Here is a 24,242-nt window from a genome sequence, read left to right as displayed (position 1 = left end):
AATGTATGTATTTCACATTCGCTACTTTTATTAATTAAGGGGGAACAAGAAAATGAAAACGTATGACGCATTTCCAGAACCCATTGGCAGCCATACTGTCAGCCGGACTCAGATGGATTTGGAGTACACGGCATCAGATCACTCAACAAGAGAACTGACGGCGTTTGTGTACTATCCGTCCGACAGTAGCGAAGGTAAGACTACATCAACGTACATGTTTCCTGAGGTCTACGAGATGTTTAATGAGCAGCCACTTATCACTGCGTTGAAGGATGTTTTCTCTATAGATATCAAGACCCAGTGTTACGACGACCTTGCTCTCTCCGGAAAGGAAGAGCGCTATCCGGTGTTATTCTATGTTTGCGGCGGGGGCGGTTCTCCAGAATGGGGTACAGTGATCTGTACAGACTTGGCAAGCATGGGATATGTTGTGGTGAGCATTGGCCATCAGAATAGCACGATGTATAAGCGTAAAGATAGGCGCCTGTTTAATGTATCAAAGGATTTTTCGGATGTCATTATGGCGTTATCTGAAGATCCGGAGATGCTGGCGTTGGCTGGTAAGATGGAGATGCGGCCTGACGATGAAACTGCCATTGAGATGTGCCGTAACGTGCTTACACTGCCGATACTTGCCAAGGTAACAGAGTATAGTGAATTACAGGCAGAAGATGTAAGGTATGTAGCCGATTATCTTTACAAACTGGACTCTGGAGATCTGAATTCGATCTTTAAGGGAAGATTGCTGCTTGACATCGGCATGGGCATAGTCGGACATTCTTATGGAGGGCTTACGACGGCGATGGTTTGCCGGGACGACGAGCGGTTCGCCTGCGGAATTGGCTTGGATAGTGGTGCATTCGGCCTTCAGGGCAGCGACCTTAAGAAACCCTTCTTGCTACTGTTTTGTGAACCTAACTATAACATGAATGCGATAATTGGCGCTAACAATAGCATGGAAACCTATTATTTCTCTGTTGATCGTGTTGCGCATTTAGATTATTGCGACATCGTGTTTACTAGTGTTAATGAGGAACTCAGAGGCGAACGGGATGCTATGGAGATGCGAAATCTTGTTACAGACTATACGAAGAACTTTTTTGATCATTACATACTGCAGAAGGCTGCAAGTGTGGAAAGTCTGGCATACGATGGCGTGGACTTGATCAAGAAGACCAGCAACAAGTGACATAACCGAGAGGTTGCTGATAAACGCATGTCAAAGAGCTAGCCGTACAGACATAGAGCCGATAACCCTATTATGCAGTTATCGGCTCTCTCGCTAATTCAGGCATTGTTTTTCTACTTGAGATGATAAGCGATGTTTTCACCTTGAAAAACACACTTGAAAACAAACTTCTCATACCAAATGAATTTATACTAATGAATCTAAAACATCCATACCAACGTCGCATAAGATCACACAGGGTTAATTCAATAAAGGGGACTTTAGTACAAAAAGGAGCTTGTAACTAAGTGATACAAGCTATTGTCTATTTGTGTATTCTTACGCAAAATAAGTTTAAAAATGGTGCAATATAAATTACAAATTGACACACAAAGCATTAATTGCATCTCCATCACTTCCACCAGCAGTTTATGTAGCGTCGATTGAATCGTTCTTTAACCCGAAAATTGGTCTGAATTCATATCAAAAGGATATCGTTGAGCGGGCGCGTCGATATGCATAACAGACACCCAATGATTCAATGCGGACGAACAGACCGAGTGAATGGTGAGATGCTGCCGTTTAGCTTCGAGCATCATTACGAGAATTACCTCAGCCGGCTGGAGCGAATAGATCCAATAACAGGATGCTTACGAGCTGGCGAAGTCGGGCTGGCTGAGAAACGGATAGGCCTGCTTATACCTACTCTTCATCCTTCGTTAATGGACTCTCAGAAGCATGGGATCGAGGATGAGGAGTATGATGAAGACGAGTTGTTACACAAGAGTTTGTTCCATCAGCTGTTCGAATAATGTCCAAAATGACCATAATGGGATGCTTCGGACGCATGAACACTCAAGGATTAGGTTACCGTAACTTATTTTATTTGCTTGTGATGATAAATTCTCTAAAAGTACATACCGACAGTGCTGGTTTTATCGATATTCCTGTAGCCTAATTAGGAAGCGTAACAGTGCTCGATATATCCTTAAAATATGGTTTCTAAAAGTCGAAAATCAACTTATTAAATACAACTTCGAATTCCGTGACGGGAATTCAGAGTTGTATATGAGTTTTAGTATGTTATAAAATACTTAATGTTTAAAATAGTTTAATTTCGTCTGCTCGAAAGCGGCACGGATTGGACCATCTTCACAACAGGGACGGGACTTGGAGCTCTGCCGGACAAGGAGCGCAACTGATCGTGTTCCCCGAGATATTCCTGCCCGGGTATCCCCGGGGTCTCAGCTTCGGTATGCAGCCGTAAAGTGGAAGGGAGAAAAGATTGGCAGCGCTACTGGGAAAGTTCGATTGACGTTCCAGGATCCGAAACTGAAATGTTGGGCCAATTGGCAAAAGAATTGGAAGTTTATTTGATTATCGGCGTGTTAGAGAGGGATCAGGAGTTCAGTACGGGCACTTTGTATAATGTTTTATATCAGGCCGGACGGGACTTTACTGGGCAAGCACCGTAAGCTGGTTCCTACCGGCTCCGAACGTATCCTGTGGGGGCAAGGGGATGGCAGTACGTTAAATGTCATCAATACCCCGTTCAGCAGAATAGGTGGCTTGATTTCAAATTGTAGATTGGAAAAGCACAGAACTATAACAAAAAACACTTCAACTCCACAATTAGGAGCACCTGCTTTTAAAAACCTTGATCGATAAATAGAAAAGGTCCTGAATCGTTAGGTTGGAATACCAAACGCTTCAGGACCTTTTTTGTTGGAGAGATATCAAGCTGCTAACTTGGATGCATCTTTTATATTGGACTTACGGGTAAGATGTATAAATAATAGGATAGATAAGAACCCAAGTAACAAGAAGACAATTCCTACCCACATGACGCTTTGAATACCCATGCCATTGATAAATGCACCACTAACCATTGTACCAATGGTAACTCCAAGATTTGAAAACGCTACGAACAGACCATTAGAGAAGTCTGGTGCTTCGGGCGCGGATGAAGTGATCATGTACTGGGTGATATTAAGGCCAAAAGTAAACAATACGCCCCAGAAAGCAATAAGAAGTATCATGGGAACAGTAAACGATCCGAGCAAGAATAGTACCAAATAACTACCAACAAACACGAGTGGATAGACAAAGGCAGTCTTTAACGCATTATTTGTAAGTAATTTACCTGCGAGTAAATTACCTATCATCCCTGTTAAACCAAATAGAATAAGCATTAAGCTAATCGTATTTGAAGACATTTCCGTTACACGCCCGAGGTACTCTGCAAAGAAGCTGAATGTTGCATACATACCAGAAAGGATAAAGATTGCACCAAAGATGGCTGCCCAAACAACACCTTTCTTCAAAATACGAACCTGTGAGCCATAAGACTGTTTTTGTTTCACGGGAAGGGAAGGGACAAAGAGAAGAATGGCCAAGAATGTTAAAGCATTTACAACAGCAAAGAATAACATCGCTATCTCAAGATTCGCATAGTCCGCAATGAAAGAGGCAATTGGAATTCCAATAATCATACCCGCGGTGAGACCCATGAATACACGACCGATTGCTTTTGGAGCCATTTCTGGACTAACTGAGGAAGCAGCTGCAGTAAAGGCAACAGACACATAAACTGGATGTAGGAATGCAGGAACAATTCTTGCTATTAAGGCTATTGTAAAATTGGGGGCAAACATAGAAACAACGTTACTAACCACAAATAGCCCGATAGCAAGAAGCATAACACCTTTACGGTTATATCCTGAGAATAACAATGGCAAGATAGGACCTGAAATTGCAACTGCGAGTGCGAATAGGCTTACAAGCAGGCCTGCAGTTGAAACGCTAACTCCAAAGTTTTCAGCAATGAGTGGCAATATCCCGATAATGCCCATCTCTGTATTAATGATTCCAAAAATCCCTAAAGCTAGGATGGAAATAAAAAATGCTTTTGATTTGGTAACAGACACAATATTCACTCCTATTTATATTATTTTGTATAACTACTGTGAAAATGAAAAAAGATATACTGATATTTTTCTATTAGGAATCAATCTTTAATCAAAGATTCATCAGAGCATCTTCCCGATTTGTAAAATTAGCAAAATAACAATGGTAGGCTTAATCCCAGGCAAAGTAATATGCCATATTTTACGAAGCCTGCTCGCCAGCCTTTCGTCTCCGAATGGTCCATTCCGCCGCCAAGAAAAGAAGTACGATCGTTCCTATAACACTCGCCGTACCTCGTAGCTCATTCCCAGCACGTTGATGAAGAGAAGCATAAGCGTATGTATTATCTGATTTGTAAAGCAGAACGCGTAGCTGCGGATCATCCAGCGGCGGTGGTTATCAACCCGTCCTTGTCGAATATGCAAGTATGCGTTCACTGTTATAAATATCTAAATGATATTAAGCAAATTGAAGGCTATACTCACGACCTTGCCTCCGGTCGCAAAAGGAGCCATATAGCCTGATGTGATGCATACGGCCAGTACGGCGACGACATAGACGTAGCCGAGAATATGATGCATCTTCCGGTACTTACGGAGCTTGGCACTAGCAAAGTTTATGACTCCCGCAGCGATTGCGATGCAGGCGAAGATGACGTGAACGTTCAGCATATTTAGCAAGACAGGTAAATTCATCGGACGGATGAGCTTGGTCTTGTGGCTCAAAAAAACCGACGCATCCGGATCCAGGGCGAAACGATTCAAGAGCGTCCAGAAGACGAAGTGTGCAGCAACGGTAATCAGGAGGCGGAAAGCACTTTTAGTGTTCATCAGCCTGGGCGCGTTACCTATCAATCGACGAGAAATCACGTTGACTGCGCAACCGGGCAAAATGGAAACCGGCGAATGTGAACAGTGAAATGAAAAAACAGCAATTAAGCGAGAACAAGAGACTGCGACTAATCGTCATGGCGCAACTCCATTACATGTTATTTAGAGTCATCAGCGCGATCCGGAATATAAACCTGTAATGAAAAGGGATGAACAAGGAGTAGAGTGAAAAGGCTCAGTAGAGCGCAAGCCCATGCATGGGCTGTAGATAGAATAGAATAAGCGGGGACCTTGTCCCCGCCCTCCATATTGAAAAGTAAACTATCCGGGCAAAATGGCTTCGATTTGCTCCAGCTCTTCTGCACTAAGTTCCGGTGCATTCAAGGAGGCGACCGCATCCTCAATTTGGCTTACCTTGCTGGCTCCAATCAGGGCGGAAGTCACTCTGCCGCCGCGAAGCACCCAGGAGAGAGCCAACTGCGACATTTTCTGTCCGCGAGCAGCGGCAAGATCGTTCAGTTTCCGTACTTTACCGAGGACATCATCCGTAAGCTCTTTTTCAGAAAGGAAGACACTTGGTCCGGCGGCACGGGAATCGGCTGCGATGCCGTTTAGATAACGGTCAGTCAGGATGCCTTTTTCCAGCGGTGAGAACACGATGCTTCCAATACCTTCTTCGTCCAGTACATCCTGCAAGCCGCCTTCAATCCAGCGGGACAGCATCGAGTAATTCGGCTGATGAATCAGGCATGGAGTTCCGAGCTGGCGCAGGATTTGCGATGCTTTGCGGGTATCTTCCGCACTGTAATTCGAAATGCCGACATACAGGGCCTTGCCTTGGCGAACAAGCAGATCCAATGCAGACATCGTTTCTTCCAGCGGCGTGTTAGGGTCTGGGCGGTGGTGGTAGTAAATGTCTACATAATCCAGTCCCATCCGTTGCAAGCTTTGATCCAGACTGGATACGAGATATTTCTTGGAGCCCCATTCTCCGTAAGGGCCTGGCCACATATAATATCCGGCTTTGCTGGAGATAATCAGTTCATCACGATAAGCGGCTAAATCCTTCTTCAGGATTTGTCCGAAAGTCTCTTCTGCGGAACCGGCAGGAGGCCCGTAGTTGTTGGATAAATCAAAATGGGTGATCCCCAGATCAAAGGCTCTTCTCACCATCGCTCTGCCGTTCTCGAAGTTATCGATCCCGCCAAAGTTATGCCACAGACCTAGAGAAATAGCTGGCAGGAGCAGGCCACTGCGGCCAGTACGGTTATATGTCATCTTGTCATATCGGGTGGAGCTGGCATTATACATGAATGTTCCTCCTAAATGTGATTTGAAACGTGATCCTTTGAAGCACTTGGAAAAGCCGTTTTTTCCGGAAGCGCATACTTTTGTTGGATCTAGCGCAATCTTCATCATAAAGCTGCATTCGTTTCAAGTTTGGTTTACGCTCTTATTGTAGGTCCAAACGTATGTCAGCAAGGAAGTAGTTTGTTTGGTCACCCTTTCTCTAGAAGACTTGAACGACTTCATGAATGCCATCTACTTCTTCAAAAATGGCACGTTCTATGCCAGCCTTCAATGTGATCGTTGCACTAGGACAGCCGTTGCACTCTCCCAAGAATTTTAGTTTAGCCACTCCATCCTTAACTTGAACCAATTCGGCATCTCCACCATCGCGGTTTAAATAAGGACGCAGTTTTCTCAATACATCATCTACATCTTTGAACAATTCCTCAGAATCTCTCATTTCATGACTCCTTTCATAGAGGCTGTGCTATCAGCTTCACTGTTCGCATTTTTCTAATTCATCAATCATGTCTTGATAAAACTTAACTCTTCACCTGGAATAACTTTCTAGAAATCGGAAGTACCGATCTTGCTCCTGCTTATGCAGCTTTCCGTACAGTGCATATAAACCCTGCTCTTTTGATGCTTGCAGCTAGGGTAAAGAAGAACTGCAATGATGTTACTTGGCGAGTTTTGCAAAGTATTCTAATGTTCTAACCAGTTGCGCGGTGTAAGACATTTCATTATCGTACCAGGCAACAGTTTTCACCAGTTGCTGGTCGCCAACGGTTAGAACTTTTGTTTGAGTTGCATCAAAAAGAGACCCGAATGTCATTCCTCTAACATCGGAAGATACGATCTGGTCCTCCGTGTATCCGTATGTTTCTGGATCTGATACTTCTCTCATAGCGGCGTTAACTTCCTCAACCGTTACCTTCGTGTTCAAAATGGCTACGAGTTCTGTTACGGAGCCTGTTGGCACAGGTACACGCTGAGATGCACCATCAAGTTTGCCCTTCAGTTCAGGAAGAACGAGGCCAATGGCTTTAGCAGCACCGGTGGAGTAAGGAACAATGTTCTCTGCTGCAGCCCGTGCTGCGCGGAAGTTTCCTTTTGAATCTGGCGCATCAAGGGTATTCTGGTTGCCTGTATAGGCGTGAACGGTTGTCATCAACCCGGATTGAATTCCAAATTTATCGTTCAGAGCTTTAGCCATGGGAGCCAGACTGACCGTTGTGCAAGAAGCACCGGAAATGACGGTTTCCGTTCCGTCCAGTGTGTCATGGTTTACGTTATACACGATGGTCTTCATGTCGGCTGTTGCCGGAGCGGAAATAACAACTTTATTTGCTCCGCCTTTCAGGTGAAGCTCGGCCTTTTCTTTGGTGGTGAAGAAACCTGTACATTCGAGTACGATATCTACGCCAAGCTCGCCCCATGGGATTTCTTCAGGGTTGCGGTTAGCCAGCACTTTAATTTCTTGACCGTTAACAGTAAAGGCTCCAACATGAACTTCGATATCACCATGGAAAGTGCCTTGTGTAGTATCATATTTGAGCAGATGCGCCAGCATTTTTGCGTCAGTTAAATCGTTTATCGCTACAACCTCGATATTTTCTAACTCTTGAATTCGACGGAAAGCGAGTCTACCGATTCGCCCAAAACCATTAATGCCTACTTTTATACTCATTGAATAAACCTCCTGTTTTCGTTCGAAATCCATTCCCCATTTTTTTGTCCAATTTGCCTTTGGAATGGTTTGTTTTTAAAATAAAGATACCGATCGGTACCTTTATTATATCAAGATTTATGACATTGGCAAGGTTTCGGCCGTAAAATTTGATATAATGTTAGATTAGAATAAGATCATTCGGAGGAACCTATGAAAAAAGGAGATCGAACAAGAGAGCACATTATTATGAAATCGGCAGCAATCTTTAATCAAAAAGGTTATGCCGGTACATCGTTAAACGATATTATTGCCGACACCGGGATTAAGAAGGGGGGCATCTATCGACACTTTACAAATAAAGATGAGATTGCGCTTGAAGCCTACAACTACGCCGCCAGTATAGTTGACAGCAAATTTGCTGAGGCGGTCGAACGGGAGCAGTCTGCGTCAGGGCGGTTACTTGCTTTTTTTCGTGTTTATGAAGATGTTATTGGTAATCCACCATTTGTTGGCGGATGCCCTATGCAGAATACAGCCGTAGAAAGTGACGATACTCATACGGAACTTCGAGATCGGGCAAGACAAGGGCTGCATAACCATTTGGATATGATAAAGAGTATAATTCTTAACGGAATATATAGTGGAGAGTTTAAGGAGGATATGAATGCGGATGCACTTGCTTCATTTGCCTTTTCCTTGCTCGAAGGAGGCATTTTACTCAGCAAGTTAGATGGGGATAATAAACATATGCAAATGAATACAGCATGCTTTGCATTCTATTTACAGAATTGTTGTTTGAAAAATAGTTAATCAGTTGTGCTTAGAAGCGTAGAGAGAATATGATGCTTTATGATCTCCCTCAACATTTTGGAGGTATATCGACATAAAAGTATTTGTAGCTGGTCAACCGGGGTTATTGACCGTATGCAGACTCAACCGGTTTTTGGAAAGGGCCTTGTTTTTCCCTAACTGGCAGATCAAATCTTGCTCAATGCTTCCCTAAGGGACGTTGGCATACCCATGGCGTTGGAAGGGGAAAGGTGGTATGATCGCGGAACCGAATGACAAAGCACTACCGATTTTCTTGTTTCTGGTAGCGGTCAAACTGTTTATGTTTGCCATATGACCGGTCTGCGACTAGGATGTACTCCGGGTTTTTTGCGTTAAGGAATGTCGAGGGACAAGAACATGGTCCCATTGAAGTCGCTATTTTAGCGGCTTTTTTAATTTATCGGTACAAGTTCTTGTCCCGAGCCAAGGACAAGAACTTGTACCGATTGCCGGAATGGACATGAACATAGTCCGATTACCGATTAGATGTATCTAAAAAATGAAGCACATGCATTTAAACCTCATTATGCACCATAGTACATGAAAATGTTCACATTGTTATGGAACAACTGACATGATGAGAGGTTATGACGAGCGGCTAGGTATTAAAAAGACGACATATCGGACTGAAACTAGCTGCTGAGGACAAGAACTTATACCGATTGCCGAAATAGACAAGAACATGTTCCCATTTCCGATTAGATTAATATCTAAGTGTAGAAGTTAGTCTCTTTTAACAATCTACAGGATGGATTATGATCAAGAGACCAGCTTCAGTGGTTCTCTACCAGCAACACGTTTAGCCATTATGGATTTTGATCCTATATTTCTCACCGTTTCTCGTGCAGCAATTGCTGAGATTTTGGCTGGTATATTCCTTCTCTTATTCAAGCAAAAGGTTCCTGTCCGAAGAGATATTATCCCACTCATTCTTGTAGCTCTTGGTGTGGGGATTTCCACTATTGACAGGGCTGGCTCTACAATATATTACATCCGCTCATGCCATTATCTATATCGGTCTGTTGCCTCTCTCCACCGCTATTTTTGGAGTTTTACGAGGCGGAGAACAATGCGCGGCCAATTTTTTTGGTGCTATCAGCTTTAGACAGTGGTTTGGTGGTAGGGTTTGCTTTGTTAAGCGGGGAAGCTTCTTCTCCAGTGGGGGATGGACTTATGTTGGCATCAATTATTGTGTGTGGTTATGGATATGCGGAAGGCGCACGTCTTTCTAGAAGTTTAGGTGGCTGGAAAGTCATCTCCTGGGCATTAATCATATCGCTCCCAGTAATGTTGTTACTCTCATTTTTGTATATGCCGCAATCTTGGGGAGATATACGCGTTTCTTCATTCATAAGTCTTGTATATGTATCGCTTTTTAGTATGTATATTGGCTATTGGCTTTGTATTTTGGTATCGAGGCCTTGCACAAGGGGGGAATTGTAGGAGTTGGACAGTTACAGCTTCTACAGCCATTTTTTGGCTTGTTACTTTCAGCTCTTATTCTACATGAGTCAGTTGGATGGCTCATCTTTTTTGTAAACATTGGTGTCGTATTGTGCGTAGCATTCGCTAAAAAGTTTGTATCCAGATAACGCTAAGGATCATAGCCGTCAGATTTATAGATTAAACTAACGGGAAACGATAGTCCAAGAATACGAAGAAGCAGCTGATCAATATGATCGGCTGCTTTTATTCAACTAACAGGCAGGACAGGATAGCCATTTTATCGAACACTAGATAATAAGGGGATTTTATGAAGGTCAATTGACTAGGAGTGAGGGTATGAAATTATTACTGACATCTGCAGGCGCATGTTGGACAAGCCGATTGCTGACTCCAATGCCCTGTGCATTCCCACGGCGATGTACGCGCATCCCTGGGTTGGCCCTCGCGTCAAAAACCTGAGAGTTTATCAGCGGAAAATCCGAGAATCCCATGGTCGACCTCGGCTGGAAGTCTGTAGGCGTGCTGGAGCTCACCGCACTGCCAAGCATCAATAGAGACCACTGGGAGCCCCTGGTCCGGGAGACAGACGTCTTGCTGGTATCGAATGGCGATGCTCTCTTCCTATGCCATTGGATGCGACAATCCGGACTGGCAGAACTCTTGCCTTCACTGAAGGCCATTTATGTGGGAATGAGCGCCGGCAGTATGGTGATGGCACCTAAGGTCGGGGAATATTTTGTGTGGTGGACTTCACCTACCGGTGGGATATGAAACGTAGGGACTGGTTGATTTTGCAATCTTTCCGCATCTTGATCACGTCATGCTGCCAGATAACACTATGGCTGCAGCTGAGAGCTGGGTCGCAGAGATTCAAGGGCCGGCATATGCAATCGATGATCAGACCGCCATCAAGGTGATCGATGGAGCAGTAGAAGTGGTTTCCGAAGGGAATTGGAGGCATTTTAGGCTTTAAGATTCCTCACTGCTGAGGTAACGGGATACAATAATTCAATATTACCAAGAAGAAAAGTAGCCGATCTACGAGATCGGCTACTTTTCAGATTGTCGAGAAACCCAGTTCTCTTTCGAGAGTCGGGTTTCTCGACAATCTGACTAAAGCATTTATTGCTTTAGTGTTTTTATTTTATGGGGGTGTAATCATTGTCAAGGTACAAAAGGGTTCTCGTTAAGCTAAGTGGTGGAGCAGTAGCAGGAAACTCCGAATTTGGTTTTGAGCCAGAAAGGTTGGACCATATTGCGGATGAAATTATGTTAGTGGTAAACTTAGGCGTTGAAGTATCATTAGTTATAGGTGGGGGTAACATTTTCAGAGGGAATATGGCGGAAAGCTGGGGGATAGAAAGGGCAGAAGCTGATAACATTGGTACACTTGCGACTGTAGTAAATAGTTTAATGCTTCGTGGAGTTCTTAAAGCCAAGACCAAAAAGGAAGTACGGGTAATGACGGCAATACCTATTACTTCAGTTGCAGAACCATGCATCCGTCTAAGAGCAATCCACCATCTAGAAAAAGACTATATTGTAATTTTTGCAGGGGGGAACGGTCAACCTTACGTTACAACAGACTATCCTTCAGTACCAAGAGCCATCGAGGTTCATTGTGACGCTTTATTAGTTGCAAAGAAAGGTGTTGATGGTGTTCTTAACGCAGACCCTAAATTGGATAAGGATGCAAGGAAATTTCGCTCGCTTCATTACAACGATGTCTTAAAACACAACTTAAAGGTAATGGACCAATCCGTTTTCATTTTAGCAAGAGACTACAATCTGCCCATGCAAGTGTTTAATTTTGACAAGCCAGGCACAATGAAAGAGATTTGTGAAGGAAATAATAATGGTACTATTATTAGCGGTGAATCAATTTTGGAATTGGAATAACAGAACTTCTGTCCGAGGGAGTACTTTTGTGCTCCCTAAATTTCGAAATAAACATGCTGTTACAGACAGCGGGGTTAACCGTATCATAAGCAGAGGCAAGTTTTGGAGTCAATAAAAGAAGCCCGTTCTTTCAGAGCTTTTGAAAAATATATAAGAGGAGGCCACTCATTTGAAAGCACTTGTATTTAATAAATTCGGAGGACCGGAAGTACTAGAATATCTTGAAATTTCGGATCCAGTTATCGGGCCTGACGAAATATTAGTAAGGATGCAAGCCATCGGATTGAATTTTGCAGATATTTATAGAAGGAAAGGAAACTATCATCTTACTGGGAACTCCCCGTTTATTTTAGGTTATGAAGGGGCAGGAGTCGTTGAAAAAACAGGAGCTAATGTCCAAGGAATCAGCGTTGGCGACCCTATTGCATTTGCAGATGTCCCCCATGCTAACGCAGAAAAAGTGGCTGTTCCTATAGAAAAGGCAATTCCTCTTCCAGAGACCATTTCATTTGATAAGGCGGCTTCTGTTTTACTGCAAGGGTTGACTGCCCACTATTTAACAAAAGATAGTTATGCGGTTAAGGAGAATGATGTAATTCTAGTTCATGCCGCAGCAGGGGGCGTTGGACAGTTGCTTGTTCAAATTGCAAAGCTCTTCGGTGGAAGGGTCATCGGTTTAACCTCCTCGATGGAGAAGGCATCGGCAGTTAAAAACTCTGGAGGGAATCAGGTTTTTTTGTACTCGGATGATTGGAAGAGAAGAGTCATGGAGGAGACAAACGGAAAAGGTGTGGATGTTGTCTATGACTCAGTAGGCTCGACGCTCGAAGATAGTTTTGCAGTCACTCGCATTGGGGGGACGGTTGTATTTTATGGAATGGCAGGGGGAGACCCTGCTCCAGTTGACCCAAGGATGTTGATGGATACGTCAAAAACATTGACTGGTGGCGATCTTTGGAATTTCCTTACTTCCCGCGAGGAACGGGCAACCCGTTCAGCCGAGTTGTTCCGCTGGATCGAAGAGGGGAAAATAACGGTATCCGAGCCTACGGTATTTGCACTACGAGATGGAAGAAAAGCGCATCAATTTCTGGAAAGCCGCAAAAGCACGGGGAAAATCTTATTAAGACCATAAAAATCGTATGAATCTAACCAAGACTCAAGTAGGGCAGATTATCCCTTTGTATCTGGCCAAAGAAAAAAGCCCCTCACCTTGTCGGTGAAGGGGACTGCGACTGCAAGACACTGTTGCAGCATCTCGTCAAATTCCAGTTCAATCTGTTAGAGAATTTTAGAAACTGTCAAATAGAGTCTAAATTTGTCGAAGGACAAGAACATGGTCACATGGCTTTTTTATTTTATCGGTACAAGTTCGTGTCCCGAGCCAAGGACAAGTGTCGACGGACACGAACTTGTTTTTGTCGAGGGACAAGAACATGGTCCCATTGAAGTCGCTATTTTAGCGGCTTTTTTATTTTATCGGTACAAGTTCTTGTCCCGATTGCCGTATTGGACAAGAACATAGCCCGATTACCGATTAGATGTACATCTAAACATCGATCACATGCACTTAAAGCTTTATTAAGTACCATAATACATGAAAATGTTCACAATGTTATGTGACAAATGACAAGATGAGAGGTTAAACACGGTTGCTAGGTATTAAAAAGGTGAAATATCGGACTGAAACTGGCAGTTGAGGACAAGAACTTGTACCAATTACCGTATTGGACAAGAACATGTTCCTATTTCCGATTAGACCTATATCTAATCAATACAATAATTATATGTTGGAAAGATTAACTTTGGGAAATTTTTCATTTAGAAAATATTCCAATAATATGGTATAACTCTTCTTGCTGTAAAAAAATAGACAAGGGGATACAACATGAAAAAGAAACACAAATTTTGGAATAAGGTAATTAGCTTAATTATTGCTGGTTCCTTAATCTCTACATCATCGCTCAATAATACCACTGCTTGGGGAAGCCCCTCTGCCGAAAGATCAACGCTTCAAGAAAGCAACATTTCCGACGATTCTAACTTGTCGTCCAACAACACCCCAAAAGAGATCGTTTCGCTTCGAAGTGAGAAATCGAAGACATTCGCAAATGAGAATGGAACGTACACAACTCAAATTTCTGAAACTCCCATTCACTATCAAGATTCCTCAAATCAAGAGTGGAAGCCTATTGATAACCGTTTAAATACGACGAGTCAAACGGCTTACAATAATAATCATGAATTCAAAGTAGAAATGAACAAGAAACATTCTGTTTCTGATAATTTGGTAGAGATCAAAGAGGATAAATTCAGCATTGGTTTAAACCCCATATCGGAAACAAATACGGTAAAAACTACGCAAAGCATCTCTAGCACAAAGGCTGCAGGGATTGTTAAGAATAATGTAATGACGTATAAGGGACTTTATCCCGATACTGATTTAATCTATACCCTGGGAAACGATAGACTCAAAGAAGAGCTTAAACTCAGCAAGAAGCCGACAGGCAAGAAGTCAGTGATTTACTCATTTGCCTTAACTCTAGGTAATCTGGATTATCGCCAGGAACAGGATGGCTCCGTATCCTTGATTAACCCATCTACTGGCGATATTGAATATATCATCGATAAACCGTTGATGTATGACTCTTTTATACCCGAAGGTTATCAGCAGGTAGGGGGAGTTAATGCTTACCCTGAAGAATCTCTTTCCTACGATATTCACTATGAATTGAAAGAGAAAAAGGGACAGTTAAACATTGACGTGATCCCCAGTCTCGCATGGCTTAATGATGCGTCCCGTGTATACCCAGTCACCATCGATCCGACCATTGTTAAATTTCAACCGACATACCGCTTAGCGGATACCAATATACGTAGTGCTTTTCCCAAACAAACTGGAGCAACCGACACGACACTAGGTGTAGGTCTATATAAAGACGCTACTAGCTCTAATGTCATCCGTTCTCTCATTCAGTTTGACACATCGACGATCCCACAGGGGGCAAAGGTGTTAACGGCTGACTTGAATCTCTGGTTAGCGTCCGTTTCAAATAATACTAATGTAGATATCACACTGAATAGTGTCAATAAAGCCTGGACGGAATACTCTGCATCCTGGATGTATGCAGATGCTACGAACTTGTGGAGTAAACAGGGTGGAGATTTCAATGCTTCGCAAGTCGCTACAACTGCTGTCGGACCTTTAACATCACTTTCAGCAAACTATAAGTGGTCCTTGCCTGCCAATATGCTAGAAAAGTGGATCAATGACCCCACAACAAACAAAGGGTTTATGTTGAAAAGCAATTCAGAAACAACAAACAGCTACAAGAAGTTTATATCCGGTGATGACACGGCCAATCCGGATTACACGCCGCTTTTAAGCGTGACATACACCTCTGCTAGCCGACTTGGTCTAAAAGATTATTGGACATATGATAGTCATCCGATAGCTAACGGAACTAGTTATACCAATTTGGGCACGGGGAACAATATCATCCAGTTTAATGATTATTCCTTAACTGGTAGAGGAGATACCTCCGTAGACTTCATGCGGACATATAATTCAAAATCTAGCGAGTCTTCACCGTTTGGCTACGGATGGTATTATACGGGTGGTGAAACCATCGTAGATGCTTACAAAACCGGAGACGTATTGTTTACAGACCACACTGGATCTGCTTATGAATTCAAATATAACGCAACAAACAATACGTATACACCTTCAGCGGGCGATTATCTGACACTAAAAAAGGTGAAAAGTAGCGCAGGGGCCACGACCGGTTATGAGTTAACAGACAAACATGGATACCTGATGCATTTCGATACGGTCTCCAATGATGATCAAGTAAGCATTACTCAAGCCAAACTCAGTTATGAACAAGATATGCATGGAAACCGAATAACGTATAAAAGGAATGGGAACGGAGCACTAACGGGTATAGAGGACCCATCAGGCCGTACCATCACATTTGAATATACTTCAGATGGGTTAGTTGATTATGCCATGCTAGAAGGGCGTAAGACGGATTATACGTACCAAAATGGAAAGCTAGTCACTGTAGATCAGTATAGTGAGGATGGTACTTACAGCCGAACTCAGTTTAGTTATGGCGGCAATTACATTAAAACTATCTTTGACCCGAATAATCGATTAACCACTTTTACCTATGATCAAGAGTACTTGGTTAAAGTGCAGGAACCTTCAACGGTTTCGGTTACAGATGCAAGTGATCGGCCGGCAACCCAGTACAAATACGACAGCGCCGCTCGTACAGCAGACGTAACAAATGCAAATGGCCATACGACAAACTATACGCTGAACGCTAACTTCGTGGCAGAGAAAATCGAAAATGCCAAAGGTGAAATTACCCAGTATGTCCTAGATGAAAACTACAATGTCAAGAAAGTAACCAACCCAGATGGAACTGTTGCTGAGCAGACATATGATAGTAAAGGTAATGTTCTGACTCAAACCGATGAAGTCGGAAATGTTACGACATACGAGTACAATGATTTGAATCACATTGCTAAAGAAATTGACCCTAAACAGAATGTGACTAATTACTCGTATACCGTAGCTGGTGATTTGGAAACCATTGTTGACGCCAAGCAAAAGGTTACGCGTTATGAATATGACACCTATGGAAACTTAAAAAAGACGACGTATCCAGACCAATCGATAGAAACCTACAGCTACGACGATAAAGGTAACGATATTAAATCGGTAATAGATGCAGCAGGAAACACAACAACAGTGACAACAGATACGGTTGGGAATATGATCGCAAATACCGACGGAAATAACAATCGTACCGATTACCATTATGATAAGTTAAATCGTTTGAAAACTGTAATTGATCCGAAGCAAAAAGAGACAACGTATGAGTATGATACAGCCGGAAACTTGACTAAAACGATTAATCCAAAACAGGCTGTAGTTCAGTATGAGTACAATGGGCAAAATCAGTTAATGAAAAAGACAGATGCCATTGGCAAGGTGACAGATAACAAATATGATTCAAATGGCAACCTAATGGAGACCACGACTCCTAATGGGAACACAATTTCTTCAACATTCACGGCTTTGGATCAACTCAAAACTATAAGTATAGATGGGCAACAAAAGTGGTCTTATGAATATGATGAAAATGGATTACTGGTCAATGTAAACAATGGTGCTCGTTCCTTTACGTATAAGCCTGATGGATTACCTGAAACAGAGGTAGATAGAGGGCATCAAAAGTCATATATCTATAATGCGAATAGTGGACTTCAGGAGCTCTCATATTCAACCGGTGCACATTCGTCTACTGTAAGTTATGATTACACCGAGTTAGATCAAGTCAAAAGCATTAGCAAGGATAATCAAAACCTCGTTTCTTATCAGTACAATGATATGGCTGCAATGGAACAAGCCGATCGGGCAAACGGAATTGTAACCAAGGCTCACTACGATACTGGGGAACAGTTGCGCACTTACGGTGATTACTCTAGTACAGGGAGTGTAATTCGGGAGTACGACTACACGTATGACTCCAATGAGAATGTAAAAACAATTCATTCGGAATTAGGCGATACAACCTATGAGTACGATGCGCTTAACCAACTCGAACAAGAAACTCTACCCGATGGGACGACGATTAAATACAGGTATGACGATGTAGGTAATCGGACACAAAAAGTAGTTGTCATCAATGGGCAGGAGCAAATCACTGTATACGAGCATAATAACGCCAATCAATTAACTTATGTTAATGGACAAGCTTATCAGTATGACCATAATGGAAACCTAGTAAACGATGGTAAACAAACGTATATATATGATGCACTGGATCAATTAATTGAAGTGCAAGATCAATCTGGTCAGAGAATACAAAAATACAGTTATGATGAGAATGGAAGACGTATTCAGTCCACTGGTCAGTCCGGAACAGTGAATTTCTTCTACGATGGCGATGAAGTCATCTATGAAACGGACGAAAATAATAAAACACTTCGAGAGTACACATGGGATGATAGTGGAAGTCCGGTAGCAATGACTAAAGATGGATTGACCTATTATTACCATTTGAATGGTCATGGAGATGTCGTCAGTTTAACAGATCAGGCTGGTAACGAAGTAGCACAGTATGAATATGACGCATGGGGGAATATTGTAAATCAGAGTGGCTCGCTTGCGGATGAAAACCCATACCGTTATGCTAGTTATAGATACAATGCAGAAACTGGATTGTATTACCTGATGTCAAGAAACTACAATCCGCAGCTTGGTTCCTTTATCTCGTTGGACTCGGAACAAGACTTGGATCTAGATAACCCGCTGAATCGAAATGGATACAGCTACGGACTAAATAATCCAGTTGCATATGTAGATGATAATGGAAACAACCCATTTATAATTTATTTAGTTATTTTCGTTGTTAAAGTTGTCGTTAAGGAAGTTGTCAAAACAGGAGTCAAGAAGGCTGCGAAAAAAGCTACTGTAAAAGCAATAAAAAAGGGAACATCATCTGCAGCAGCAGAGAAGACGGGGAGGTCAGGAAAACAAGCTAGACTCAAAGAAATAGCAAATGATGCTAAGGTTTCAACTTCATTACGAGGAGAAATCAAACGTGATCTAAATGAAATTAAAAGAAAAAAACGCAAAAATGTAAGAGTCCCTCAGGGATACCAAATGCAGCACAAACGTGGTTTCGAGGCAAGAAAGGGTTACGGTTACGAACACAGTGTTTTAAATATTACAAAAAACCATAAGACACAACATAGATACGATAATAATGGAAAAATAAGATAAAACATCATTAGGAGGAAATATGAATCAGAAAGAATTTGAATCTGTCATCAATCTCCCTGCAAATATTCGTTATGAATACTTCATCAAAAGAGTAGTAGATTCAGAAGAAGTGTGGGGACTTTATGAGAATGGTTGGTCAGTTACTGAAGATGATGAAGGTAATAAATTACTTCCATTTTGGCCTAAGAAAGAATTCGCGGAATACTGTGCAACTGATGGTTGGGAAATTTACTCAAGTAAAAGTATGGATTTGTACGAGTTCATAGACGAGTTTCTACCCAATTTAAAAAAAGAGGGTTTTAAACCTTCAATATTCTTAAATAATGCTGATTCTGCTGTATTAGAAGTCGATATACTGATTGAGGATTTAAAGACAGAACTTGAAAAATACTAACAGATTTGATAATGGCCGTTCCTAGAACTTTGATCGATCGGGGACGGTCGAATGATAAAATCTAATATCTAAAAATACAACAATCGAATTCAAAGTAAAGAGTGACTATACATTTATCTAACAAATGACAGGATAGAGAGTGTTGTCAATAATTTGGCGGGCTGCTGATTATATACATATGTACAAAATACGAGTTTTGTGAAACAGTTGTTATTTTAAAACATGAAATCAACTTTTCTGTGAACATCCTATCTTGTTGTTAATCACATGGATAAATGTGGCTTTTTCTTTTTATAACCCCCGAGATAATTTTAATTTCGTATGGATAAATATGTGATCTCACTTATTCTAATTGTCGTATCACACAACTCAGTTATCTCAAATATAATATGCACCCATTCCAGCTTTAAAATGAGCACATATTATATTCGATATTGAATTTGAATTGAATTCTTTTGATTTTACCCTATGTCATTTTTAATTCCCGTGCACCCAAAATTCAATAATACTGTTCCAGGTATTAGATTCATTTCCTTGCCCGACAAATCGAATGAATTTGGCCTGAACCGGTTCAAATTCAAATGTTTCATAAGCCGCCTGTTTTTGACTGGCCACATTACTTAATACTTTTTGGTAATTAATACCATCTAATGAAACTTCCAAATCAAAATAATTGGATCGCGTATGTCCATTATAGAATTGAATGCTTACCTGCCCTAATTGGGTCTGTTGCTCAAGCTCCAATTGCAGGTATTGTCCCTTTCCATCAGCAGACCATCTGGAGTCTGGATCACGATCGATGGTATGGATCGGCAGATTGCCATCATCTGCACTTGCCGTAACTTTGGTTACAACAGCGAACGGTCCTTCCGGTTCGGCCATAGGCTCTTTGACTTCAAATTTCTCCCGTGCCTCGACCGTTACGCCATTAAAGACGCAGCTCACGACAATGTCGACCTTTCCCGCTTTTAACGCATGGAGAGTAGTTCCTTCCGTATATCCAATCGTATCATCACTCGATGTGTACGTGACAGGAACATTCAATTCTGCAATATTTACGATCTCGCCATTATCTAATGTTAGAAACGAGGATAATTCTCCGCTTCCGCCTGCGCTGATCGCATTACCTGCGACTCTCCAGCCGGGTACTGCTTTATTGGGACTTATGGAGATATTCTCTGGAAGTACGGGTGTATCAGCTACCTTAAACTTCACTCGCACGTTCTGTTTCTGACCCCGATAGGATACAGTGATCTCTCCAGTTCCATTAGTCCCTTGCGGTTGCTTAATTTTAACCTTTGCATCCTTGGCATAAGCTTTTGCAGAGATGATCGGCGTTTCGGTTGTGCCATAAGGCAAAGTATGAACGTAATCCGTTCTTAAGAACTGCATACCCCCTATAGCTTCGCCATTCACCAACAGGGATTGAAGCCCCAGATGAAGATCTTTGATTCGTTTCTTGCTCTGATCCTGATATAAACTTTGCGGGGACAAACGATCGCCCTCCCCAATGCCTTCCGCCATATCAAATGGCTGCGTATTCGCATCCGGAATGGAACCAACAATGTTAACGTTCACGCCGGTGTCCTTTCCTTTTGTTCCAATGACATATCCATTCCCGAATTGTTCTGATTCTACAATAACGCCGGATTTACTAGGATGGGCCGCCTGACCGGTCGTATTCCAGAACACACTTTCAGTGGTAACGACCCCATGACGATTCGTTTCGGATGATCCATAATCCCGTGTAATGGCAGAGATCCCGTCCCCGTTAACTACCAGGTTATCGATCAGGTTCGCCATGCTCAAATACATATGAAAATCAGTCAATAATGAAGATTTCTCAGAATACGAGCCTTGCAGCACATTCCCGTTCGCAGAGAAGTTGGCATATGTGAAGCTATGCCTAGCTCCGATCGCCTTACTATTCTTGATGAGATTATCATTTCCAATAAATTGATATAAATAACCATTTCCGTTCGCTCCACGATACTGCGGGTACTGCATGGTTACATGATCCACAGTGACGTTCTTCGTACGGTCCAGAATAATACCCTTGGACAACAGATGATAATCTGTATTGCCAGCTGGCTTATAGGTATTGATATTTCGAATCCAGCTGTTCGCCACTGCAATCACATTGACCGCTTTGGCATTATCGGCTTCATATCCAGCAGTCCCAACGACTTTGAAGTCATCTTCACCAAGCCCCGACTTCGCATTTTGAATGTTTGCGATCGAGAAATCTTCCAACCCTACCTCGACAATTGGATCTGCGGTCTGACTAATCGTAATATCATCGCGCAGCTTCATTGGATAACGCGTCGGAATGTCTAACGTGATCGTTTTATTCTCCGGATCTACCCCCACGATTTGGCGATAGAATAACGGTTCTACTTTCCCGAGACGTGACGACCACTTGTTTTGCATACCAAGCTCACGTAAGAATCCTGGCGTCGTTTCGAATGAAATGACCACGTAATCATTCACTGCAAACCCGCTTGTGTTCTCAACGGGCAGCAGGACGGTTGGATCGGTAACGGATTTGCGAAGTTTCGTGGAAATCCCGGTTTTCTTCCAATCTCCGTTACCGATCCGGATAATATCCTTGTTTTTCATATTTTGTTGTGCATTATAGATATGAGTCTTGTTCATCCCGTCACCTTTCAGGACCACACGACTTGCAGGAATGTTTAGTGAATAATCCTTGCCGTCCTGAGGGTTAACCTGATATGTACCCTTGGGAAGATACACGACACCGCCACCTCGCGTCACAGCAGTATCAATTGCCTTTTGAATAGCCTGTGTTGCATCACGGCTCCCTGAAGGATCGGCAAAGTACGGTGCTTTCGTGACGTCGATACGTTTGTTTTTAGCCGTTTTAGGTAGTTCTGTTTCCCCACGCCGATATCCGGCATACGAAAAGTCATGCAGAAACCTTCCCTGTTCATCTTTAAATCCTGGATACCAATCGTTTGGATAGAGCCTGCTTCTGCCATCCGTACTCAGAGACAGATTCTCACCGGCACGATCAATAGATGGCTGTGAGTCACCCTCTGACGCTCGAACTTCCTGGGTTCCAGGTGCAGACAACCCAACAGTCAACGTAAATGCCAACAATAAAAAAGGCCACTTTCTACGCATGCTTTCGTTCTCCTCCTTTTGGATTTCAGAGTATGTGAGCGGTTTCAAGAAACCCTATAGTCACCTCCGATTCTGCTCAAGCAAGAGTCATGTGCATGCCATCTCAGCATGTCATAACCGATTGTAGAGTACGAGGGAACGAAATTACATCAACAAAAACGACACTTAAATACCTATTTTATACAATATAAGGATTTATTTCGAGGATACAGCACGATTATACCGCTCTAACGCCTGCTGCTGAATCTCAATCGCACGATCAATCTGTAATGACTTGATTTGCTCGACGTACGTATCGAAAGCATCCACCGGCTCAATACCAAAAATGATTTTAAGCGACATCTCGTCCACTACTTTGTTCACTTCCTGCATGATAACTGACATCTCCGTGCTTTCTTTCTCGGTTTTGGGCAGGGTCGGTACCTGATGAAGAACAGCATCCGTGTTGGACCATAACTGCACCGCCTCTTTCTGTTCCGGCAAAATATAATATTGTTCCATATATCGCGTATCCTGTACAAATGGACCGAAATAACTCGCTCTGGTGTACATCGCTAGTGCTTGTGCCGGCGACCACTTATCAGGGTTTTTCAAAATAGTCTCGGTATACGTCGGATACCCGTCCTTCATCTCAAAACTGACACCTTCGATGCCAAAGTTGAATAGCAAATGTCCCTCAGGCCCATACCCGTAGTCCAGCATCCGTGCTGCTTCTTCTACATGATGACTGTTGCTGGATATGGCGACTCCACTGGAACCGATAGCGGGAGCAAGTTGACCAAATTTCGGGCGGTCTCCTTTGTTCATGACAGGATATGGCGCTGGCACAAGCTTTGCATGGGGATCCGTCTCCTGCAAGATGGGTAGCCATGTACCAATCCCCGCCCCTGCATTCCAGATACTCGCGCCGCTGCGTCCTGTGGTCATGTTTGTATCCTGAGTCTCCGAATCGACGGCAGCCAGATTCTTGTCAATGAGTCCCTCCGCATACCATTCACGAAATAAGGAGAGAAACGCCTTATATTCAGGTTCTTGTGCCCCAAACTTAATTTGGCCATCTTCCACGTAGAACCCCTTTTTAATGTCAAAAGCGCCAATAAAACCACCACCTTCGATACCAAATAACGGATTCGGAACACCTAGAAAAGTAAGCGGGGCGTCAGCTCCCTTTTTGTCCTTAAATGCCTGAAGCATCGTATGCCATTCGTCAATCGTGGTTGGCACATCAAGTCCAAGTTCATCCAGCCAGTCCTTCCGGATAATCGGTCCTTGATAGGTTCGCAGCTTATCATCTCCCTGAATAAAAGGAAACGCGTAATAACTTCCGTTCGCTGTGCGAATCTGCATATCAATGTCTGGATGCTCGGTCAGGTACTGCTTCAGATGAGGTGCGTATTGATCAATAACATCGTTTAATCGCAGAATATATCCATCTTTGATCGCTTTCTCCGGCCCACCGGGATAATTGCTCCACTCGTATTCAATCATATCCGGCAGTTCTCCGGACGTAAGCAGCACATTAATCGCTTCTTTGGCCTGATTGGCGGGAGGCCGGATGAATTGAAGGTTGACTCCGGTTCTCCGCTGCCACTCCTGAAAAAAAGGAACTTCATTGAAGCTGGACTTAATACTCGCTGCATTGCCATTCAATTCTGCCCAGTAGGTTAATCTTCCATCGTCATTGGGTGCAGCAATTGAGACGGTCTGGTACTCTGATGAGCCGGAACGTTCATCCAGCTTGGCATCTGAATCTGTCCCGTTCTGATCGCAAGCAGTCAGCATGCCAAGCAGCAGGATGAATCCTGTCAACTTTGCTATGAATGCCAACTTCCTCTTTACGTTCATGTTCCGGTCTCCTTTCA

The 24,242-nt window shown here is 42.9% G+C and carries 13 protein-coding genes and 5 pseudogenes; 10 read left to right on the top strand and 8 right to left on the bottom strand.

The window, feature by feature from the left end; genetic code table 11:
- Positions 1 to 52: 52 nt before the first annotated feature.
- The 3 genes and pseudogenes from AC3ITG_RS16580 to AC3ITG_RS16570 all read left to right on the top strand — a co-directional run.
- Positions 53 to 1,189, top strand: coding sequence for an alpha/beta hydrolase (locus AC3ITG_RS16580; RefSeq protein WP_489250680.1), 1,137 nt, complete (start codon positions 53 to 55; stop codon positions 1,187 to 1,189).
- A 494-nt stretch (positions 1,190 to 1,683) separates the two neighbouring features.
- Positions 1,684 to 1,980, top strand: a complete 297-nt coding sequence (locus AC3ITG_RS16575) for a hypothetical protein (protein ID WP_326065453.1) — start codon at positions 1,684 to 1,686, stop codon at positions 1,978 to 1,980.
- A gap of 329 nt (positions 1,981 to 2,309) precedes the next feature.
- Positions 2,310 to 2,743, top strand: a pseudogene (locus tag AC3ITG_RS16570) (nitrilase-related carbon-nitrogen hydrolase); the annotation flags it as partial.
- A 161-nt stretch (positions 2,744 to 2,904) separates the two neighbouring features.
- Here the strand turns inward: AC3ITG_RS16570 and AC3ITG_RS16565 are convergent.
- From AC3ITG_RS16565 to gap, 6 genes and pseudogenes are all read right to left on the bottom strand, one after another.
- Positions 2,905 to 4,095, bottom strand: a complete 1,191-nt coding sequence (locus tag AC3ITG_RS16565; RefSeq protein WP_489250679.1) for an MFS transporter — start codon at positions 4,093 to 4,095, stop codon at positions 2,905 to 2,907.
- Positions 4,096 to 4,200: 105 nt separating this feature from the next.
- Positions 4,201 to 4,293, bottom strand: a pseudogene (locus AC3ITG_RS16560) (sugar ABC transporter permease); the annotation flags it as partial.
- Positions 4,294 to 4,350: 57 nt separating this feature from the next.
- Positions 4,351 to 4,746: pseudogene (locus AC3ITG_RS16555) on the bottom strand (DUF2306 domain-containing protein).
- A gap of 480 nt (positions 4,747 to 5,226) precedes the next feature.
- Positions 5,227 to 6,216 carry an aldo/keto reductase gene (locus tag AC3ITG_RS16550; RefSeq protein WP_053779478.1) on the bottom strand — a complete coding sequence of 330 codons (990 nt, stop codon included), beginning with the start codon at positions 6,214 to 6,216 and terminating at the stop codon, positions 5,227 to 5,229.
- A 199-nt stretch (positions 6,217 to 6,415) separates the two neighbouring features.
- The gene (locus AC3ITG_RS16545) at positions 6,416 to 6,655 is read right to left on the bottom strand and encodes a NifU family protein (protein WP_163753924.1); all 240 of its coding nucleotides are present in this window, start codon (positions 6,653 to 6,655) and stop codon (positions 6,416 to 6,418) included.
- Positions 6,656 to 6,874: 219 nt separating this feature from the next.
- Complete coding sequence (gap, locus tag AC3ITG_RS16540) at positions 6,875 to 7,885, bottom strand: type I glyceraldehyde-3-phosphate dehydrogenase (protein WP_489250678.1); 1,011 nt, start codon at positions 7,883 to 7,885, stop codon at positions 6,875 to 6,877.
- Positions 7,886 to 8,077: 192 nt separating this feature from the next.
- Between gap and AC3ITG_RS16535 the strand changes: the two genes are divergently transcribed.
- The 7 genes and pseudogenes from AC3ITG_RS16535 to AC3ITG_RS16505 all read left to right on the top strand — a co-directional run bounded on the left by AC3ITG_RS16535 (position 8,078) and on the right by AC3ITG_RS16505 (position 19,236).
- Positions 8,078 to 8,677 carry a TetR/AcrR family transcriptional regulator gene (locus AC3ITG_RS16535; RefSeq protein WP_489250677.1) on the top strand — a complete coding sequence of 200 codons (600 nt, stop codon included), beginning with the start codon at positions 8,078 to 8,080 and terminating at the stop codon, positions 8,675 to 8,677.
- A gap of 769 nt (positions 8,678 to 9,446) precedes the next feature.
- Positions 9,447 to 10,290: pseudogene (locus AC3ITG_RS16530) on the top strand (DMT family transporter).
- Between the two features lie 195 nt (positions 10,291 to 10,485).
- Positions 10,486 to 11,117: pseudogene (locus tag AC3ITG_RS16525) on the top strand (Type 1 glutamine amidotransferase-like domain-containing protein).
- A gap of 188 nt (positions 11,118 to 11,305) precedes the next feature.
- Entirely contained in the window at positions 11,306 to 12,043 is a 738-nt protein-coding gene (pyrH, locus tag AC3ITG_RS16520; RefSeq protein WP_489250676.1) for a UMP kinase, read from the top strand.
- A gap of 169 nt (positions 12,044 to 12,212) precedes the next feature.
- Positions 12,213 to 13,178 (top strand): quinone oxidoreductase family protein, encoded by a 966-nt coding sequence (locus AC3ITG_RS16515; protein ID WP_489250675.1) that lies wholly within the window; start codon positions 12,213 to 12,215, stop codon positions 13,176 to 13,178.
- 753 nt (positions 13,179 to 13,931) lie between these two features.
- Complete coding sequence (locus AC3ITG_RS16510) at positions 13,932 to 18,842, top strand: polymorphic toxin type 8 domain-containing protein (protein ID WP_489250674.1); 4,911 nt, start codon at positions 13,932 to 13,934, stop codon at positions 18,840 to 18,842.
- A gap of 19 nt (positions 18,843 to 18,861) precedes the next feature.
- Positions 18,862 to 19,236, top strand: coding sequence for a DUF2750 domain-containing protein (locus AC3ITG_RS16505; protein WP_376034865.1), 375 nt, complete (start codon positions 18,862 to 18,864; stop codon positions 19,234 to 19,236).
- Positions 19,237 to 19,713: 477 nt separating this feature from the next.
- Here the strand turns inward: AC3ITG_RS16505 and AC3ITG_RS16500 are convergent, their stop codons facing one another.
- Both AC3ITG_RS16500 and AC3ITG_RS16495 read right to left on the bottom strand, forming a co-directional pair.
- Entirely contained in the window at positions 19,714 to 22,380 is a 2,667-nt protein-coding gene (locus AC3ITG_RS16500; RefSeq protein WP_489250673.1) for a discoidin domain-containing protein, read from the bottom strand.
- Positions 22,381 to 22,575: 195 nt separating this feature from the next.
- Positions 22,576 to 24,225 (bottom strand): extracellular solute-binding protein, encoded by a 1,650-nt coding sequence (locus tag AC3ITG_RS16495; RefSeq protein ID WP_489250672.1) that lies wholly within the window; start codon positions 24,223 to 24,225, stop codon positions 22,576 to 22,578.
- Positions 24,226 to 24,242: the final 17 nt, after the last annotated feature.

It is taken from the genome of Paenibacillus sp. GL_099_B (assembly GCF_057835695.1).
The sequence above is the reverse complement of the archived record's forward strand: the minus strand, read 5'-3'. Positions and strand labels throughout refer to the sequence as shown.

What these genes read in the sequence shown, in the direction of transcription:
- gap (WP_489250678.1), bottom strand. Translation starts at nt 7,885, where the DNA reads ATGAGTATAAAAGTAGGCATTAATGGTTTTGGGCGAATCGGTAGACTC.
- AC3ITG_RS16580 (WP_489250680.1), top strand. Translation starts at nt 53, where the DNA reads ATGAAAACGTATGACGCATTTCCAGAACCCATTGGCAGCCATACTGTC.
- AC3ITG_RS16505 (WP_376034865.1), top strand. Translation starts at nt 18,862, where the DNA reads ATGAATCAGAAAGAATTTGAATCTGTCATCAATCTCCCTGCAAATATT.
- AC3ITG_RS16500 (WP_489250673.1), bottom strand. Translation starts at nt 22,380, where the DNA reads ATGCGTAGAAAGTGGCCTTTTTTATTGTTGGCATTTACGTTGACTGTT.
- AC3ITG_RS16510 (WP_489250674.1), top strand. Translation starts at nt 13,932, where the DNA reads ATGAAAAAGAAACACAAATTTTGGAATAAGGTAATTAGCTTAATTATT.
- AC3ITG_RS16495 (WP_489250672.1), bottom strand. Translation starts at nt 24,225, where the DNA reads ATGAACGTAAAGAGGAAGTTGGCATTCATAGCAAAGTTGACAGGATTC.
- AC3ITG_RS16575 (WP_326065453.1), top strand. Translation starts at nt 1,684, where the DNA reads ATGCATAACAGACACCCAATGATTCAATGCGGACGAACAGACCGAGTG.
- AC3ITG_RS16550 (WP_053779478.1), bottom strand. Translation starts at nt 6,216, where the DNA reads ATGTATAATGCCAGCTCCACCCGATATGACAAGATGACATATAACCGT.
- AC3ITG_RS16545 (WP_163753924.1), bottom strand. Translation starts at nt 6,655, where the DNA reads ATGAGAGATTCTGAGGAATTGTTCAAAGATGTAGATGATGTATTGAGA.
- AC3ITG_RS16535 (WP_489250677.1), top strand. Translation starts at nt 8,078, where the DNA reads ATGAAAAAAGGAGATCGAACAAGAGAGCACATTATTATGAAATCGGCA.